This is a genomic window from Constantimarinum furrinae, from assembly GCF_014295415.1.
Classification (GTDB): domain Bacteria; phylum Bacteroidota; class Bacteroidia; order Flavobacteriales; family Flavobacteriaceae; genus Constantimarinum; species Constantimarinum furrinae.
In genome coordinates, this window is record NZ_CP052909.1 from 1730277 (window position 1) to 1746253 (window position 15977).

At 36.2% G+C, this 15977-nt stretch carries 16 protein-coding genes and 1 tRNA gene; 4 read left to right on the forward strand and 13 right to left on the reverse strand.

The genetic code is table 11. The features are described 5' to 3' along the window. The first annotated feature begins 96 nt into the window (after positions 1-96). The 3 genes from proS (at position 97) to rpsT (ending at position 1998) form a co-directional block, all read left to right on the forward strand. A complete protein-coding gene (gene proS / locus ALE3EI_RS07890) occupies positions 97-1572 on the forward strand; it encodes a proline--tRNA ligase (RefSeq protein WP_186987742.1) in 1476 nt (491 codons plus the stop codon). Positions 1573-1650: 78 nt separating this feature from the next. Further along, a tRNA-Glu gene (locus ALE3EI_RS07895) sits at positions 1651-1722 on the forward strand. 24 nt (positions 1723-1746) lie between these two features. Next, positions 1747-1998, forward strand: coding sequence for a 30S ribosomal protein S20 (gene rpsT, locus ALE3EI_RS07900; protein WP_186987743.1), 252 nt, complete (start codon positions 1747-1749; stop codon positions 1996-1998). A gap of 54 nt (positions 1999-2052) precedes the next feature. Here the strand turns inward: rpsT and ALE3EI_RS07905 are convergent, their stop codons facing one another. The 3 genes from ALE3EI_RS07905 to ALE3EI_RS07915 form a co-directional block, all read right to left on the reverse strand. Continuing rightward, positions 2053-3147, reverse strand: a complete 1095-nt coding sequence (locus tag ALE3EI_RS07905) for a hypothetical protein (RefSeq protein ID WP_186987744.1) — start codon at positions 3145-3147, stop codon at positions 2053-2055. A 191-nt stretch (positions 3148-3338) separates the two neighbouring features. Continuing rightward, on the reverse strand, positions 3339-4052 hold the full coding sequence (locus ALE3EI_RS07910) for a membrane or secreted protein (RefSeq protein ID WP_186987745.1): 714 nt from the start codon (positions 4050-4052) through the stop codon (positions 3339-3341). Positions 4053-4852: 800 nt separating this feature from the next. Further along, the gene (locus ALE3EI_RS07915; protein WP_186987746.1) at positions 4853-5449 is read right to left on the reverse strand and encodes a TetR/AcrR family transcriptional regulator; all 597 of its coding nucleotides are present in this window, start codon (positions 5447-5449) and stop codon (positions 4853-4855) included. Positions 5450-5521: 72 nt separating this feature from the next. Here ALE3EI_RS07915 and ALE3EI_RS07920 point away from each other — a divergent pair, with 72 nt between their 5' ends. After that, positions 5522-5956 (forward strand): cupin domain-containing protein, encoded by a 435-nt coding sequence (locus tag ALE3EI_RS07920; RefSeq protein WP_186987747.1) that lies wholly within the window; start codon positions 5522-5524, stop codon positions 5954-5956. A gap of 116 nt (positions 5957-6072) precedes the next feature. Here the strand turns inward: ALE3EI_RS07920 and ALE3EI_RS07925 are convergent, their stop codons facing one another. From ALE3EI_RS07925 to ALE3EI_RS07970, 10 genes are all read right to left on the reverse strand, one after another. Continuing rightward, positions 6073-6780 carry a DUF6090 family protein gene (locus ALE3EI_RS07925; protein WP_186992384.1) on the reverse strand — a complete coding sequence of 236 codons (708 nt, stop codon included), beginning with the start codon at positions 6778-6780 and terminating at the stop codon, positions 6073-6075. Continuing rightward, positions 6777-7493, reverse strand: a complete 717-nt coding sequence (locus ALE3EI_RS07930; protein ID WP_186987748.1) for a DUF6090 family protein — start codon at positions 7491-7493, stop codon at positions 6777-6779. Before ALE3EI_RS07930 ends, ALE3EI_RS07925 begins: the two co-directional genes overlap by 4 nt. A 341-nt stretch (positions 7494-7834) precedes the next feature. Then, positions 7835-8449, reverse strand: a complete 615-nt coding sequence (locus ALE3EI_RS07935) for a MarC family protein (RefSeq protein WP_186987749.1) — start codon at positions 8447-8449, stop codon at positions 7835-7837. A gap of 397 nt (positions 8450-8846) precedes the next feature. Continuing rightward, a complete protein-coding gene (locus ALE3EI_RS07940) occupies positions 8847-9356 on the reverse strand; it encodes a lactoylglutathione lyase family protein (protein ID WP_186987750.1) in 510 nt (169 codons plus the stop codon). Between the two features lie 303 nt (positions 9357-9659). After that, complete coding sequence (locus ALE3EI_RS07945) at positions 9660-10262, reverse strand: class I SAM-dependent methyltransferase (protein WP_186987751.1); 603 nt, start codon at positions 10260-10262, stop codon at positions 9660-9662. Positions 10263-10504: 242 nt separating this feature from the next. Further along, positions 10505-11485, reverse strand: a complete 981-nt coding sequence (locus ALE3EI_RS07950) for a WD40 repeat domain-containing protein (RefSeq protein WP_186987752.1) — start codon at positions 11483-11485, stop codon at positions 10505-10507. Continuing rightward, positions 11478-11966: a hypothetical protein gene (locus ALE3EI_RS07955; protein WP_186987753.1), complete on the reverse strand. Its 489-nt coding sequence runs from the start codon at positions 11964-11966 to the stop codon at positions 11478-11480. Before ALE3EI_RS07955 ends, ALE3EI_RS07950 begins: the two co-directional genes overlap by 8 nt. Positions 11967-12366: 400 nt before the next feature. Then, a complete protein-coding gene (locus tag ALE3EI_RS07960) occupies positions 12367-13218 on the reverse strand; it encodes an alpha/beta fold hydrolase (protein WP_186987754.1) in 852 nt (283 codons plus the stop codon). Between the two features lie 366 nt (positions 13219-13584). Next, the gene (locus ALE3EI_RS07965) at positions 13585-14337 is read right to left on the reverse strand and encodes a DUF6090 family protein (protein WP_186987755.1); all 753 of its coding nucleotides are present in this window, start codon (positions 14335-14337) and stop codon (positions 13585-13587) included. Positions 14338-14537: 200 nt separating this feature from the next. Beyond that, the gene (locus ALE3EI_RS07970) at positions 14538-15851 is read right to left on the reverse strand and encodes an amidohydrolase family protein (protein WP_186987756.1); all 1314 of its coding nucleotides are present in this window, start codon (positions 15849-15851) and stop codon (positions 14538-14540) included. Between the last annotated feature and the right edge of the window lie 126 nt (positions 15852-15977).

Below are 15977 nucleotides of genomic sequence, written 5' to 3' on the forward strand. Positions count from 1 at the left end.
AGTAATTTTAATTGTTGGACATTATAAAAATAGTTAGTTTTGCCGAGAACTAATAATATTTAACAAAGTCACAACATTTGTGCCAAACTACGCACTATGGCTAAGAATTTAACTACTCGCGGCGAGGATTACTCAAAATGGTACAACGAACTTGTTGTTAAGGCAGATCTTGCTGAAAACTCGGGAGTTAGAGGTTGTATGGTTATTAAGCCCTATGGTTTTGCTATTTGGGAAAAAATGCAGGCAGAACTGGATAGAATGTTTAAGGAGACCGGGCATCAAAACGCTTATTTTCCTTTATTTATTCCTAAATCATACTTTAGCAAAGAGGCGAGTCATGTGGACGGATTTGCCAAGGAATGTGCGGTGGTTACTCATTACAGATTAAAAAATGCCGAAGACGGTAGCGGAATTGTTGTGGATCCCGATGCGAAACTTGAAGAAGAGCTTATTGTTAGGCCTACTTCAGAAACCATTATTTGGGATACCTACCGAAAATGGATACAATCCTATAGAGACCTTCCCTTGCTTATCAATCAATGGGCAAATGTAGTTCGTTGGGAGATGCGAACTCGACTTTTCTTGCGTACTGCTGAATTTTTATGGCAAGAGGGACATACAGCGCATGCAACGGAACGGGAAGCCATTGCAGAAGCAGAGCAGATGATGAATGTATATGCCGAATTTGTCGAAAATTATATGGCAGTTCCTGTTTTGAAAGGAACGAAAACCGAAAGCGAGCGATTTGCAGGTGCTTTAGAGACCTATTGTATTGAAGCGCTAATGCAAGATGGAAAAGCGTTGCAAGCAGGTACTTCACACTTTTTGGGGCAGAATTTTGCGAAGGCATTCGATGTAAAATTTGCGACTAAAGAAGGGAGTCAGGACTATGTTTGGGCTACTTCATGGGGGGTTTCAACGCGTTTGATGGGGGCATTGATCATGACTCATAGTGATGACAACGGATTGGTTTTACCGCCAAAACTTGCACCAGATCAGGTTGTGATCGTACCAATTTATAAAAATGAAGAGCAATTTAATGCGGTAAGTGAAGTTGCTGTGGATTTAATGAAATCACTTCGGAAGGAAGGGATACGCGTTAAATTTGATAACAGGGATACACATAAGCCGGGATGGAAATTCAATGAATACGAATTGAAAGGAGTTCCGGTGCGCATTGCTATTGGGCCGAAAGATGTTGAGAAAGGAACTGTGGAGCTCGCCAGAAGGGATACACTTAGTAAGGAGTTTGTTCCGGTTGAAAATGTAGTGGGGCAAGTAAAAGGGCTAATGGAGGATATTCAGAAGAATCTATACAATAAGGCAATTCAACACAGAAGGGATAATACACGCAGTGTAGAAACCTATGAAGAATTTAAGGAAATAATTAAAACCAAGGGTGGATTTGTACTGGCGCATTGGGACGGCACTCCCGAAACCGAAGAGCGTATAAAAAATGAAACCAAAGCGACCATTCGCTGTATTCCAATTGAGGGAGAAATTGCAAGCGGAAACTGCATGGTTACAGGGAATCCCTCTAAAAGGAGGGTAGTTTTTGCAAAAGCGTATTAAATTTTTTGCAAAAAATCTTAATTGGATTTGCGGCATTAAAAAATAGTTGTATTTTTGCATCCGCATTGAAAAATAAATGGTCCGTTCGTCTAGGGGTTAGGACGCCAGGTTTTCATCCTGGTAACAGGGGTTCGATTCCCCTACGGACTACAAAACAAAGTTAAATAAAGCAACATGGCGAATCACAAGTCAGCATTAAAAAGAATCAGAAACAGCGAGACCAAGCGTTTACGCAACCGTTATCAGCACAAAACGGCTCGTAATGCTGTGAAGAAGCTAAAGGAATTGACTTCTAAGAAAGAAGCAGAAAAAATGTTTCCTGAAGTGGTTTCAATGATTGACAGATTAGCGAAGAAGAATATTATTCACGCTAATAAGGCTTCAAACCTTAAATCTCAATTGTCTCGACACGTAGCTGCATTGTAAGACTTTATTCAGCTTTAAAATTACAACTCCCTTATTATTTTTAAGGGAGTTTTTTTATTCAAATAGTTCAATTCTAAGATCGTCCAGATACACAGAAGCCTCTACTTGCGTTTTAAAATAGAACAAGACTCTAATTGCTTCCACTTCGGAAGTTAAACAGAGAGATGTCGTTTCAAAGTCGGCATAGATCTGCAAGCCATTGGTGTTATCCTGGATCACGTTTGAATACCTTCCGAAGGGCTCTGGGTTATTGGCGCCATCGTATTCGATAAAATCCACCACCAAAGCAACATATCCACTGGAAAGATCATTGGTAATGATATTAGCCTTTAAAACAATGTTAGCGCAATATTCAAAATTGTATACCTCGAAATCCTTATACCAATAGCCATAGCCTTCTTCAGTGGCCGTTCCGTTTGAGTAGATCCCCAGCGAATAGGGCGGTGAGGTAGTATGTTCATCCTCCAAATAAAATTGATAAGGAATCGTTCCTCTAGGGTCATTTTCGATCGTATACTCCCAATGCTCAAGTGGAAGATCAAAATCTTCGGTAGTTATTACTTCTGAAAAGAACTTTTCCTGCGACCATGTAGGGGGAGGAGTAGAGGGATTAACCAATTGATCCAGATAATAGGAACGTTGTTGGCTTTGGTATTTGTTATACACACGGTAATTGTTACAAACCAAGCTGCACATGAGAGAAACGGGCATGCCGTTGGGAAGTAACTGACTGAAATGAACCTGCCCTAACAAGGCATGGCCTAACTCATGATACATAAGATTTTCACGCTCTTTATTTGTCCGGTCATTCCAGCATTGAGCGTTTTGTTTAATTTCTATTCTTGGGTTTCCGCCACCAAATATATTAAAGGCATAGGCACAAAACTGCTCGCCGCCTCCGATTGTTATTTCATCTACAAAGGTGACACTAAGAGAAGTAATATCAACACCTACACCCCGTGAGAGCATTTCGGCCTTGAAACTATTCACATAGGGTAGAAATACAGGATCGATATACCCGGCTGAACCAATTCCCGGATTACCTGAATTTCCTCCATTCGGGATTACAGGGGTAGTGTTATGAGGAGGATCCTTTGAACATCCGGCACAAATTAGAACTGAAAGCAGGAGATGATAAATTAAACGCATTTCAACAGAATTTTCATTGAAATTAGCGTAAAATAGAGGGCTTCAGAATAACCTGCTTTAATAATTAGTAAATAATAATAATTATTCAGAATTAAATGACCCTTCAAGTCATACCGGGCACTTAATTATTATTTAAATAGATAATTTCAGTAGAATAGGAGATACCTTATACGTATTTACTATTTATAAGCTTACTCTCTAACACTCCATATTTCATGCATGGGGTCACCTTTGCTTGACAACCCGATATGATGCCAGTTTCCGTCTATAAGTTGGAAATTGAATTTTAAACTAAGTCCGGCTTTGGAATCATCTCTTGAAAAGAATTCAATGTTTTCGGTGTATTCTCCATTTTCAGTAGTGTAAGTTCCACCACCAGTCCCCATAAATTCCTTTGTTTCGGAATTATATGCAATCCATTGAAATCGTGTTCCCGATAGGATTTTCATGGTTTTTCTAGGCCTGTTTATATCCCGTAACTGAGTTTCTCCATTTCTAACTCTCCCAGACATTAACCAGGCTCCTTGCAATTTACCCGGTGACCCACTGTCGATCCTTTTAAATTTCAGGTCTTTCTCGATCATATACAGCTGATCGTCAGAAACGATCACTTTTGAAGTTAGTTCAGTTCCAACTAATTCGGGATTCTCTGTGTTAAACTCAATAATTTGGGTCATGTTGTCCCCCTGAAGTTCCCATTTACCACCGGTTGTGTTTATGAACTCACCCGAGCTGGCATTGTAATGAGTTAATGCGTGGTATCCATCCGCGAATATAATTACACTTCGTATCTGATCTTCATTTCCTTTGGTTGCGGAAGTGGTTTCCCATGCGCCAATTATGCTTTGAGCATGAATTACAATAGAGAAACACATAAAAAAGAGAAATAGCGTTGTTTTTTTCATAATTCTAATTTTATTTAAAATGTTATACCAATTCATCTTTATGATTCTTAAGTTCTATTCGTCAAAATGATGGATGCATCTGTCACTTCTCATCATTATAAGATCGATGTAAGATGTATGCGGTTCAGTTGTAGCGAATACGTTACTTTTTGAAATAATCAGAACCTGTATTATTGATTTAAAAATATGAATTTTAAATTAGTTCTGCACTGCCGGTAAATTAAAGTTGATTAAGACGTTTGGTTCACTGTTAGGATGTCCTTTATATGAATTTGAGAAAACTGCCGATGGTCAATATAGTGCTTAGGGAAACCATTATAATTCCAGCTAAAATCAAATGATCCTTCTTTGATGAATATATTTTAATTCCCCAGAAGAGTAGAACGATTTGTCCTATTAAAAGTGGAATTGTAATTAACTCACCAAAAACATTTAGGGGTGTAAAAGAGATCTCAAAGAGGATCAATAGATACATACTCAAGAAATAACAAACAATTCCTATGCACAAGAAGAAATAAACCTTGGTGTTCAGAAATTTAACCATTTTAATAATCTCTTTAAAAAAAATGCCGATGACATTGATTAAAAGTTATTTCGATTGTCGCCATGCGAGGCTTTGTCAAAACCGGCCTTTGGCGTGGACGGCTGATTCGTTTACGAATCGTGCCATGTAACAGCTTGGGTAGCCCGCAATTCATTCTTTAGGAAGTTAATATAGTGAATTGTGAGAAATCAATATGAAACAACGAGAAATGTATTATAAATAGCGATATTTTTGTAATGCGATGCTTACAACCTGATTATTCATTTTCTAAATTGGACAGTCCTTTAAACAGTAATTTCATTCCCCATTCCATAAGTTCAACGGATTCATTGTTGGTTAATCCACAGACGTCCTTTGTCACAATAAGCGGTTCTATACCCATAAATATTGTGAGTAAATTCGCTAGTTTTTGCTTTTCATCACTTGAAAAATTACTGTCATCAAGTACTAATTTCAAAGTTTTTTTACGTCTGGCTCCTCTTTTGGGTATGGAAGTATTTGAATTCAACACTGTGCTTAAATATTTTCGAAATAGCTTTTCATGATCTACGGCGAGCTTATTATAATACTGTTGTATCCCCAGTACTTTTTGTTCGAATTCTTTTCCTTTTAAATCTTCATAAATATCCTGCGGATCCTTAGTGCTAATATCCAAGCCGGCCTCCGCTCCCAGAATATCGATATTGGAAAAATATCTGTACACCGTCGCTCTTGAGATTCCTGCTTCTTTAGCGATATCTTCAAGATTGAAGTCCAATCCTTTATTTAGAAACGTTTGCGCAGTTCTTAAAATTAATTTCCTGGTTTCTAATTTTTGGTTGGTTCTACCGGTACTTGTATAGGTTTTAGTCATGAGACAAATATCTTATAAAATTTGCTTCAGTAAAAATAAAATGATATGTTTGTGAGACAAAAATCTCATAAAATGAATTCAGCAGACACGAAATGGCTCTTAGGTCATAAAATCACACCCCACGACAGTTCAGGTGATTTTGATCTAATGGTAGCAGAAACACCGTCAAAGGTTCAAGGACCCCCACCGCATTTACACCATTCCTTTAAAGAATCATTTCTCATAATAGAGGGAGAAATGGAATTTTTTGTGAACGGGGAAGTTAAGGTTTTAAAGGCCGGCGAATCTATCGACATTCCTCCAAATACCTTACACACATTTTCTAATAAAAGTGATACTTCATGTAAGTGGATTAATATTCATAGTCCAAAAGGGTTTAGATCTTTTTTCGAGGATATTGGAGTTTCTGAAACTGAAGAAAATGCCATTGAAAAATCGCTTGCTCCGGCAGTAATCGATAAAGTGATGGCCACTGCAGCCAATTATGATATGATTATTAAGGTCTAACCGGAGCCTATTAATACCGTATTCATTTAATTATCGTGTACTGACATCTAGTTATGGACGGCCGGTGTAAATCAGTTTCAACTTAACCCTAGGTCATATGCGATGCTGTACACTAGTTATTTATTCGAAAGAGAAGATAGTGTTGATTTGAGATCTTTAGCCAATTGGGTCACCTTTTCATTCAAAGACACATAGCTCATATATATAGTTTCTTGAGAAGCGAGAATATTTTTAAATTTTGATTGGTTAATAAATTCATTTATGACATTAGGATCGATTTCAATGTTATTGGATAAAGGAATATTCTCAAGAAAATATGGGTCAATAATCTCACTAACAAACTTGTCATGCCAGGTATTGAAATCGGTAATACCGGCTAGCTCATATTCATAAAAAGTCGTTATTTGATCACGTAATTCTGAGGATTGGATTAAGCGAATTTTTTTTTCGTCTTTTAGTGTTTGATAAACTGTGTTAAACTCTTTTGATTTAACTTCGTCACCGATTGCAAATACAATATTCCTTGGGTCTTGATCTGAACCAGCTACATCTTTGAAACTTTCTATTGTGAGTAATCTTTCTTGTTTGTCTTTTTTTTCTGTTTCTAAGAACTTTATATTCTGATTCAATTCTTCTATCATAGAATGTAAAGAAAGATTTAATTCATTTCTTTCGATTCTTTTGTCATTCCAATTATTAATTTGAAGGGCAATTAAAATACCAATAATGACTAAGAGGATTTCACCAATGGCATATTTCAAATACTTCCCGGTTTTGCCTTCTGAAAGTAGATTTAGTCTAATTTTTCTAAAGAAATTATTCATTGTTTCAATTCGGTGTTTGATACTTCAATTATATCTTTCATTAAATCTCTGAGTGACTGAAAATATGATTTTGATCTTACAGCAAGGAAATAAAAATTGTCTGCTCTATTTTCAAATTCAGGATTCTTTAATAGCTCAGGACTGTTTTCGGCTATCGTTGATTGTAGAAGGTTATTAGTGCTTTCTGTTAGGGCATCTATATTTCTAACTGAACCATTTTTGGTAATAAATTCAATATATTCAGCCCCGTATTGTTGAAAAATACCTTTGTTATTATCCAAATTTTCAAATTCTCTTTCCCATTTAAAAAGTAAGGATTTTAAGTTTCTACTCTTTAATTTAGATAGACCACCCGAACTTTTTAATTCCACAAGAACAAAGGAGCTAGGGCTCCAGTTTGGCATCCAGAACGTTTTGTTCAAAAGCTTGTCCAGCTCACGATGAGTTAAAGTAATATCCTGAGTTCTCATTAAAAGGAGTAATGTATCCAATCCTTCAATTACATCGTCTAATCTTTTGATACTTGAGTCTAATTCAATTAGGTTCTCATTAAACTCTTCATTTAGATTTTGAAGAATAATGTAGTTATGTTTTTTTACGATGCGATCTTGATTCCAATTATTAATCTGCAATGCGATCAATATTCCAATCACTACAAGCACGATTTCGCCAATTGCGTAAAGCAGATATTTACTGAACTTATTTTCTTTCATCAATCTGCGGCGAATTTTTCTGAAGAACTTTATCATTAGAGGTTAGTTTCTCTAAAGATATGATAATTAATCAATTGGAATTTTTGAGATGATAAAGCACGAGAACTTCAAATATTGCTAGTGAAGAAGACGGACGGCTCAATCTGCGGTACCGGAACGTTCCGTTAGAAATTGATGCAAGCCCATAAGGGAAGAGTAATCTACTTCAAGGCGTGCGATTCATTGGTGCCGGATAAGCCGTTTGTTTATTTTTTCGGTAGTTAAGATACTACTTTTGACGATATACGAATCAATTAACTTAACTATAATGCTTTGAATTATAGATTTTTGTGTGAAGTCGTCTATTCCAATATGACAAAGAAACCTTTTAATCCCGATAATATACTTTGAATGGCATATGATGCCAGGATTAGTCCCATAATTTTACTTACAACAGTGATTCCATACTCTCCAACTCGCTCCTTAACTTTATTGGCTATTAATAATAAAAAACAAGTAGCTGTGATCACAACAAATACTAATACGGTTGTCATGGCTTGTTGTGAAAAAGTATATAGGTTGTTGTCGGTCATTAAAACTACAGCCATTATTGCTCCCGGAGAAGCAATCGAGGGTATCGCAACTGGAAATATAGTAACATGCTTATAATCGGTGATGAGATGTTTTTCTGATTCTGGTTTACCATCTCCGAATATCATTGTAAGTGCAAATAAAAATAAAATTACTCCACCGGAGATCTGAAATGCATCAAGTGAAACATCCATGCCCTCAAGAACAATTTGTCCAACCACAATGAAGAGTAAAAGAATGAAAAATGCAATTACAGATGCTCTAATGGCAACTTTTTTTCTATGCTTTTTTTCCAATTGTTTTGTTGCTTCCAAATATACGGGTACAGAACCTAGTGGGTCGATTACGGCAATTAAGAATAGAATTGTGGTTATTATTTCATGCATTTATGCTACTTGTTTTTATTAATAAAGCTACACAGTATATAATTTTAAAAGTATAAAAAGTAATTAACTTCTTTTAGTACATAACACAATGTTTGGGTGTAAGGCTTGGTGTGGAAAATCAATATGATTTTGCGATTAAATAGTTCAGACACAATGAACTCTATACATTGCTGGCATACCTATTTTCAATTCAATGGCGGGTACGCGCTGCGCCAATCCACGTCTGTGGCGTATGTGGAAACCCTTAAGTGAAGCGTAACCTGCTTCAGGGCGTGCGATTGAACAGCACCGGATGCATCGCTACGCGGATTTATGAAAACCTATTATGGAAATTAAATGTGAATCAATATATAAATTTACCAACGTGCAATTACATAGCCGTTGTTGTTCACGGTTTTCATTTCTGATATGCACCTGATGAATATGTCAATTCGTAGCTGTGAGTATAAATTTCAAATACGATGCCAAATGGGTCTTCCACATAAACCATTTTATAGGGTTTTTCATTTGGATAATATTCCCGAATAGGCATTCTTTGCTTGCCACCGGCTTTTACTATTTTTTTTGTCAAGTTTTCGATGTCAGGGTCCTGGACGCAGAAGTGGAAAAGTCCTGTGTTGAACGGATTAAATTTTGGAGCTTCTTTTTTGCCATTTGGAAACGAAAAAAGTTCAATTCCAATGCCGTCGGAAGTTGACATATGAGCGATTTCGAATTCTTCCCAATTCTCGCCAAAAACATCAATACACATCTGCCCAATAGCTGTATCATTTTCTTTTTTTACTGTAGATGGTTGCATTATCACATACCATCCCATAATACTTTGATAAAATTCTACTGCTTTGTGAATATCAGGAACGGTTATTCCAATGTGTGAAAATGATTTAGGATACTTTATTGCTGTCATTTCAAATTATTTTTAAATTGTATTTAGCGCCACAGGCTATTGCTCGGTGTGATCTGCGATGATTCGTTGGGGCGCCAATACACTTCGGTAGCGCTTGAGTGAAGCCCAGAAGTGCAGCGAAGCCAACTGCAGGACGTGCGACTTGGCAGCCCTGGCTAAAATGAGCACTTTTGAGCAAGAGGAAGACATGTAAAAACGTCTTTGAGATTTACCTGAACCTAATATTTAAATTTAAAAGTAGGAAAATTAATTCTATTACTCATTTAGAATTTGCGGTTACAAATAGTGGTGTGCAGTATTTATTCAATTCTTTTTGCATTTTATTAAATACATTGGCTGACTTTCAATTACTTCGTTTATTTCAAAAAGACCAAAGTCATTGAATTCTGTTTTCACAGATTCATGGTCATAGTAAAATATTTTGGCTCCCTCGTGAAATTCGTAACGGTCTATTTCTATTAGTTTTCCTTTTCCAAAATTCTTTGCTTTTTTAGTTATGGCAGTAAAAATCATAAATCCATTTTCGGTCAGTTGGTTGTAGCAATCTTGAATTAGTTTTTTCCGTTTATTACTGTCTAACAAATGAATCAGCGCATAGCAAAAAATTCCGTCATATTTTTTGTTTTCAAATGGCATTTCGGTTACTGAACCGTGAAAAATGGTCAATTTATTTCCAAAATGTACTTTTGCGAGTTCAATAGCCGTTTTTGAAATCTCAATTCCAGTTACATTTATTCCGTTTGTGATAAAAGGTTGCGCATTTCGTCCATATCCAATTCCCGGAATTAGGATATTTTTTAGTGATTTTTTCAGGAAGAAGTCTTTAGTCAATTCCGCAGATGCTGTAGGGTTCATTCCCCACATTTCTTTTTTGTCATTAAATGCTGTTTCCCAGAATTCTGTCATTGTTCTTGATCAAGTAAAACACAAGGGTTTCGGTTAACGATTGTGGTTAGTGGCGGCTGAATCGGTTCTGCCAAACCAAGCCTGTGGCGTGGGTGGAAGCTTCACCTGCGAAATTTGCGATTAAGCTGCGCCGGAAGAGCCGCTTCTGAGTTTTATCAGAATCTATTTTGCTAATTTAAATGTATGAATTTAAAATTAGTTGAGCGGTATCGCTGAATGGTTGCTATTGTTCCTTATAGATTTTATTCCAAGTCCCAGAATTTGATAATACCTTTTAGGTCAACTGAAACTAACTGGTTTTTGTTCTTTGAAATTTGCATATCGCTGATAGTTGCTTTATGCCCAGTCCAGTTTTCAAGGAGTAATCCCGTCTTCTTGTCCCAAACTCTTATTGACCTATCTATGCCCGCTGTATATACCTTATCCTTTGAAAACTTTGCTTTTGTTAATTTCATCGATAATGGTATTTCTGCCAGTACTTCCCCATTTGGTTTAAAATATATCCAATTTGGGTGGGAAACTTTAATCACTACAGAATCTTTGTTTTTATCGAAAAGTATACACTCATTATGATTTAACAATAGTAAATTTCCCTGATTATCTACATCAACCGCACGATGTCCATTTATAGTTAAAGTATCCTCTACACCTTCGGTTTGATGGTTATATATAAATGTCTTATCCTGTGAGGAAAAATAGAACTTACCTGACTCATCTGAGAGACTTAGCTTTCTGTCTAAAAATGAATCAGGTAATTGTATTCTTGAATAGTGGTTAGTAACGTCCCATATATGGTTCATCCCTTTAACATCCGTTGTAAATAAATAATTTTCGTCCTTGGTAAATTCTATCCAATTGGTCCAGCCATTTTCCACCGATAATTTTCTTATGATTTTACCATTACCGTTGTTTAATATAAGGATGCCAGAATTTAGTGTGGCTACAATTATTTCGTTTCGTTTATTCGAGTATGCCATTGCATAAATTTCATCATTAATTGTTGCGATCACGTACTCAGAATCATCATTTTGAATTCTTCTTGCGATTCTGCCCGAATATGTGGAAACTAATACTGTGTCTTTATGTGAAGTGTAGATTACGCTAGTATAAGCCAACGGATTAATTGCAGTAAGCTTTTTGTTGTTCTCTTTTTTATTTTGATGACAACTCATACAAATCAAAATCAAACAGGAAAGAATGATGAGTGTTGAGACCTTATTCATTTCTATTCAATTTTATTTGTCTTCCGTTTAACTTCAAATCAATGTCAATAGTGTCTTCATATGCACCTATACTTATCTTATTGTTATTTCTACCCCAAACCTGCATAGTCGCTCCTCCTTGCGGTTCAGAAATGAAAAGTGCTTGTTGTGAAACTTTTGAATCTAGAGTTAAAAAAATATTTCCATAGACATCGTCAGTAACGTAGCCACCTCTTTCTTGTCCTTCTGAATCATACAACATTAAACCAGAAACTGACCCACCGCGCGGAACTCGGTACCCATGAAAAGTAGGGTCTGGTAAATGTGCTCCAATAATTGCTCTTTCTACTCCTAAAGAGTCCACTATAATAATTGCTCTAGCGGTAATTATATCGTTTGAATCATTTCTGTTAGAATTTTTTAGTTCTTGATATTTAAACAATAAAATCCCTGATATCACTAAGTTTAAGACGATGACGGCAAATAATATTTTTGACTTCATATGATGATTTTCATCATAGACGATAATATTTGAAAATTGTTACATGAGGGAAAATACAGCCAACGCATTTGTATGATGCTCGTATGGCAGTCCGGCGGCTCGATTGGCCTGTCAAAAATTTGCGGCAGCAAATGTTGGCAGCATCACTTTGTGATGCGTTCGTTTCGGTGCGATGGCCAAGAAGCTTTGGTTACTTTACAGATAGTTAAGAAAGCATTTTTAAGTAGGACATTTCAATCAATTCGCCATCTTACCGCTGAATTGTTACCTGTGTTATTTTCTGGGCGTCTTATTTAATAGTTAAACTCATTTCTACCAATATAAATTGTAAAGTCGTGTAAGTGAAATGAGATTAAGTATCTATGCGCTAGAACTGAATTTTATTTCGAAAGCACTACAATTATTTGGGAGAAAATCCTTCGTTCCAATCACCCTTTAAAAACTCTAAGGTTCTTCTTAAAAAATCTGCACCATTTAAAGGCCCATTCTGGGGCAAGTGCCATCCATTTGGTACAATGTTGAGATGGGCATTAGGAATACTGTTAAACATTTCCCATGCCTGAGCAACTGGAACAAAATCGTTGTCGCCATGGATAATTAGGGTACGCGCTTTAATGGTTGCTAATTGATCTGGAGTAATTGCTGGGTCTCCTTTTAGTTTATGAAAATTATAGAATTGATTAGCAATCAACATACCTTTAAGTTTTCCGTGCAGTTTTTCTCCGTCGTTAAATTTATAATATGATTCGGGCTTTGCATTCTCTTTAATAAATTCACGAGTTTGCGAACTGAAATACATTTGTGCACTTATTGGCACAATTGCATCAAACCGTTCTGGCTGCATCGTAGCTGCATATAGTATTATAATTCCTCCACTACTATGTCCGATTACCTTTGCTTTTTCAATTTTTAAAATATCCATAAGAGATAGTAAATCTTGTGCGGCAACGGCATGATGAAAAACCACACTAGTATCTGGATTGGTTGAACGTCCATGCCCACGCATATCCCATGCTATTACGCGGTAATGCTTGGATAAATCTGGAATGAAAAATTGCCAATCTGATGCCGTTCTGCCGAAACCATGAAGTAAAATCAATGGTTCACCTTCTCCGTATTCTTCATAGTAAATTTTAGCTCCATGTACATTGGTAAATTTGCCATTTGGTGAAACTGGTTCTTGAGCTTTCAAGATTGGGTGAGCTAAGAAAGCGCTTAAGACGAATAAAAAAATGATTTGATTTTGGTTCATAGATTTCGATTTAAATTTTTCAATCCTTCCTAATAATTTGTTTTTTTATTCCAGTCAAAAATTTTCTCCACTTTGCAACCAACGGTCCTAGTTATGAAGCGTTGTGGTTGGCGATGCGTGTAGCTGTGCCAAACCACGCCGGTGGCGTGGGTGGAAGCTTCGCCTGCGAAGCGTGTGATTCAGCAGTCCTGTCTCCAACGAGCTCGTTTGAGCTAAAGGAAGCCATGCAAGCCGCGTTCGATCTTTTTCGGAAGTTAAGATAGTTAATTTGCAGGAAATCCAATCAACCTAATCCACAACGAAGTAATTACTTATAGCCATTGTTGTGCTTTCGTTATTGGCTAAATATTTCTTTCCTTAAAGGAATTATTCAAGTTTTTCAGGATTGGTAGTTTTAATTATTTCATCTACAAGTTTTTCAGCTTCATAAAGTCTATCAATTATGTTTTGATGAAGCCATAAGGAATTATCTAGTAAATTTTCGAATTTAATGCTCTGGAATAATGGATAATAATTCGGTTTAACTTTAGATTTACCCGTCCACATATAACCTGCATTACTGTCCATTTCTTTAAAGGATATATAATCTAATAAATAAGGTAATAGTTGTTCATTATTCCAAGAATCAAGCTTTTCAATGCGCACTTTTCGAATTTCTTCCAATGAATTCCATTGATTAAGTAGTTCATTAATTGAGGAGTTTTCAAATAAGTTTAGTCGTCCATTCTGTATAATGTTATTGACTGCATTATTTGAAAAGGCTAGTTCATTTGAAGGGAAAGACTCAAAAAGTAAACTATCTAAATTATGTTGTAAAAGTTCTTTTTCGGATGCACCTATCAAGTTCATAAGTACTACACTTGAACTTATTGCGCTATTTTCACGAATTCGGTTATTAATTAATTCTTTTTTATTTGCTTTAAATTCAGAATGTAGTTTGGCAAGTAATTCTTTTTTTTCTTTTTCATTTAGCCTCTCATGGTTCCAGGTATTAATTTGAAGAGCAATCAAAATTCCAATTACTACTAGAATAATTTCACCACTAGCATAGAGTAGATATCTACTGAATTTGTTTTCAGTCAATAATCTTTGTCGAATTTTCCGGAAGAATTTTATCATTAGAGGTTAGTTTCTCTAAATGTATGATTTTAAATTTGAAACGGAAATTTCAAAATAATGAAGCACAACGTATTTGTGGATGAGTTGTATGGCAGAGACTCCGCAGGATTTATAGAAGTAGCAAATCAGATGATTGAAGATAGTAATTCAAAATGGAGTGGAGACGTAGTATGAATTATACAAGTTGCTGATATACGTTTCTATTCCGACTTTTTATATTCTTTACCATTCTTAAAAACAGTCACTACACTTCGAATATTTTCAATGTTTTCTAAAGGGTTTTTGGATAAGACAACTAAATTTGCCGTCTTACCTTCTTCAATGCTTCCATGGGTAGATTCAATTCCAATGGCCAATGCACCATGAAAGGTTGCAGCCTCAATTACTTTTGCTTCTGACAGAATTCCGTCGTTTACTAAGGCTTCGATCTCATCGAACAAACTCGGAAATGGCGATTCTGGATCATTATGTATATCAGTTCCGGTGCTAAACGATACGCCCATTTTACTGGCTTCCACAAGGAATTTTTTATATAAATTTCTTTTCTCAGAACTTTTTATGTTATAAGTAGCGTCCCAAATGGTTTGTCTTTTAATCATTTCCTCATAAAGTAAAGCCACTTGAGGGTCATCGGCATTTAATAGTGACAAATCTTGTGGAAAAATTGCATTTCTCGCTTCTTGGAAGGACGTATGTGTAAAAGGGACCTTTAAAGAAGGGTCAACATCTGGATCTTGCCAAATTGCTCCCCAAACATGAGAAACCACGTCCACATTTGCCTTCACTACATCTAATGGTCGGTCCGGAAAGACCGTCAAATGACTCCATGACTTTAATCCTTGTTTATGAGCTTCTTCTGAAAGTTGTGCTATTACTTTAGCATCAACACCGGCATAAATCTTAATGCCAGTGGCTCCAGTTCCCTTGGCTCTCGCTATGCTTCGTATTATATCCATTCCAGGATAGGCTTCTTGAAACCATGAAACCTTTTCGTTGGTAGTACCAAGGGATTGTTTCTTCTGCCTGAGATCTTTTTTAACCATATCAGGACTTCCGTAATTAACAGAATAATAGATATCAGGACCGGGGATTTTACCAATTGCGATCAGTCTATTTTCATAAGCAATTAGTCGGGCATCTCCGCTCATTTCACGAACTGAAGTTACACCGTTATAGAGCCATTTGCGAAATTCTTGGTGGGTTCTGTCGGATGATTCATGGATTCCCAACTGTCCTAGATGTACATGGCTATCGATAAGACCCGGAATCACGAATTTGCCTGATAGATTATAAACTTGTATGGAGTCCGCATACGAGTGGTTTTCACTTTTTCGTAAGCTTGAAATTTTTGAGCCTTTAATAAGGATATCCATATTTGGCATAAAATTATTTCTACCATCAATAATTGTCACATTTCTAAGAATAATTAAATCATTGGAAACAGATTGCGAATTAGTTTCATGCAAAAAATTAAGGCATAAAACAATGAATAAATAAAATTTCGTTTTTTTCATCGCCTGTGGTTTTTAGAATGTGTGTCAACGGTCAAGGTTATGGTACGGTGCGCCTGCGGCATCTTCGGCCAGAAAACCTACCAAAGTCTTTCGCGTGGCAGCGTACGTTTCGGAGCAAGGCAAAGC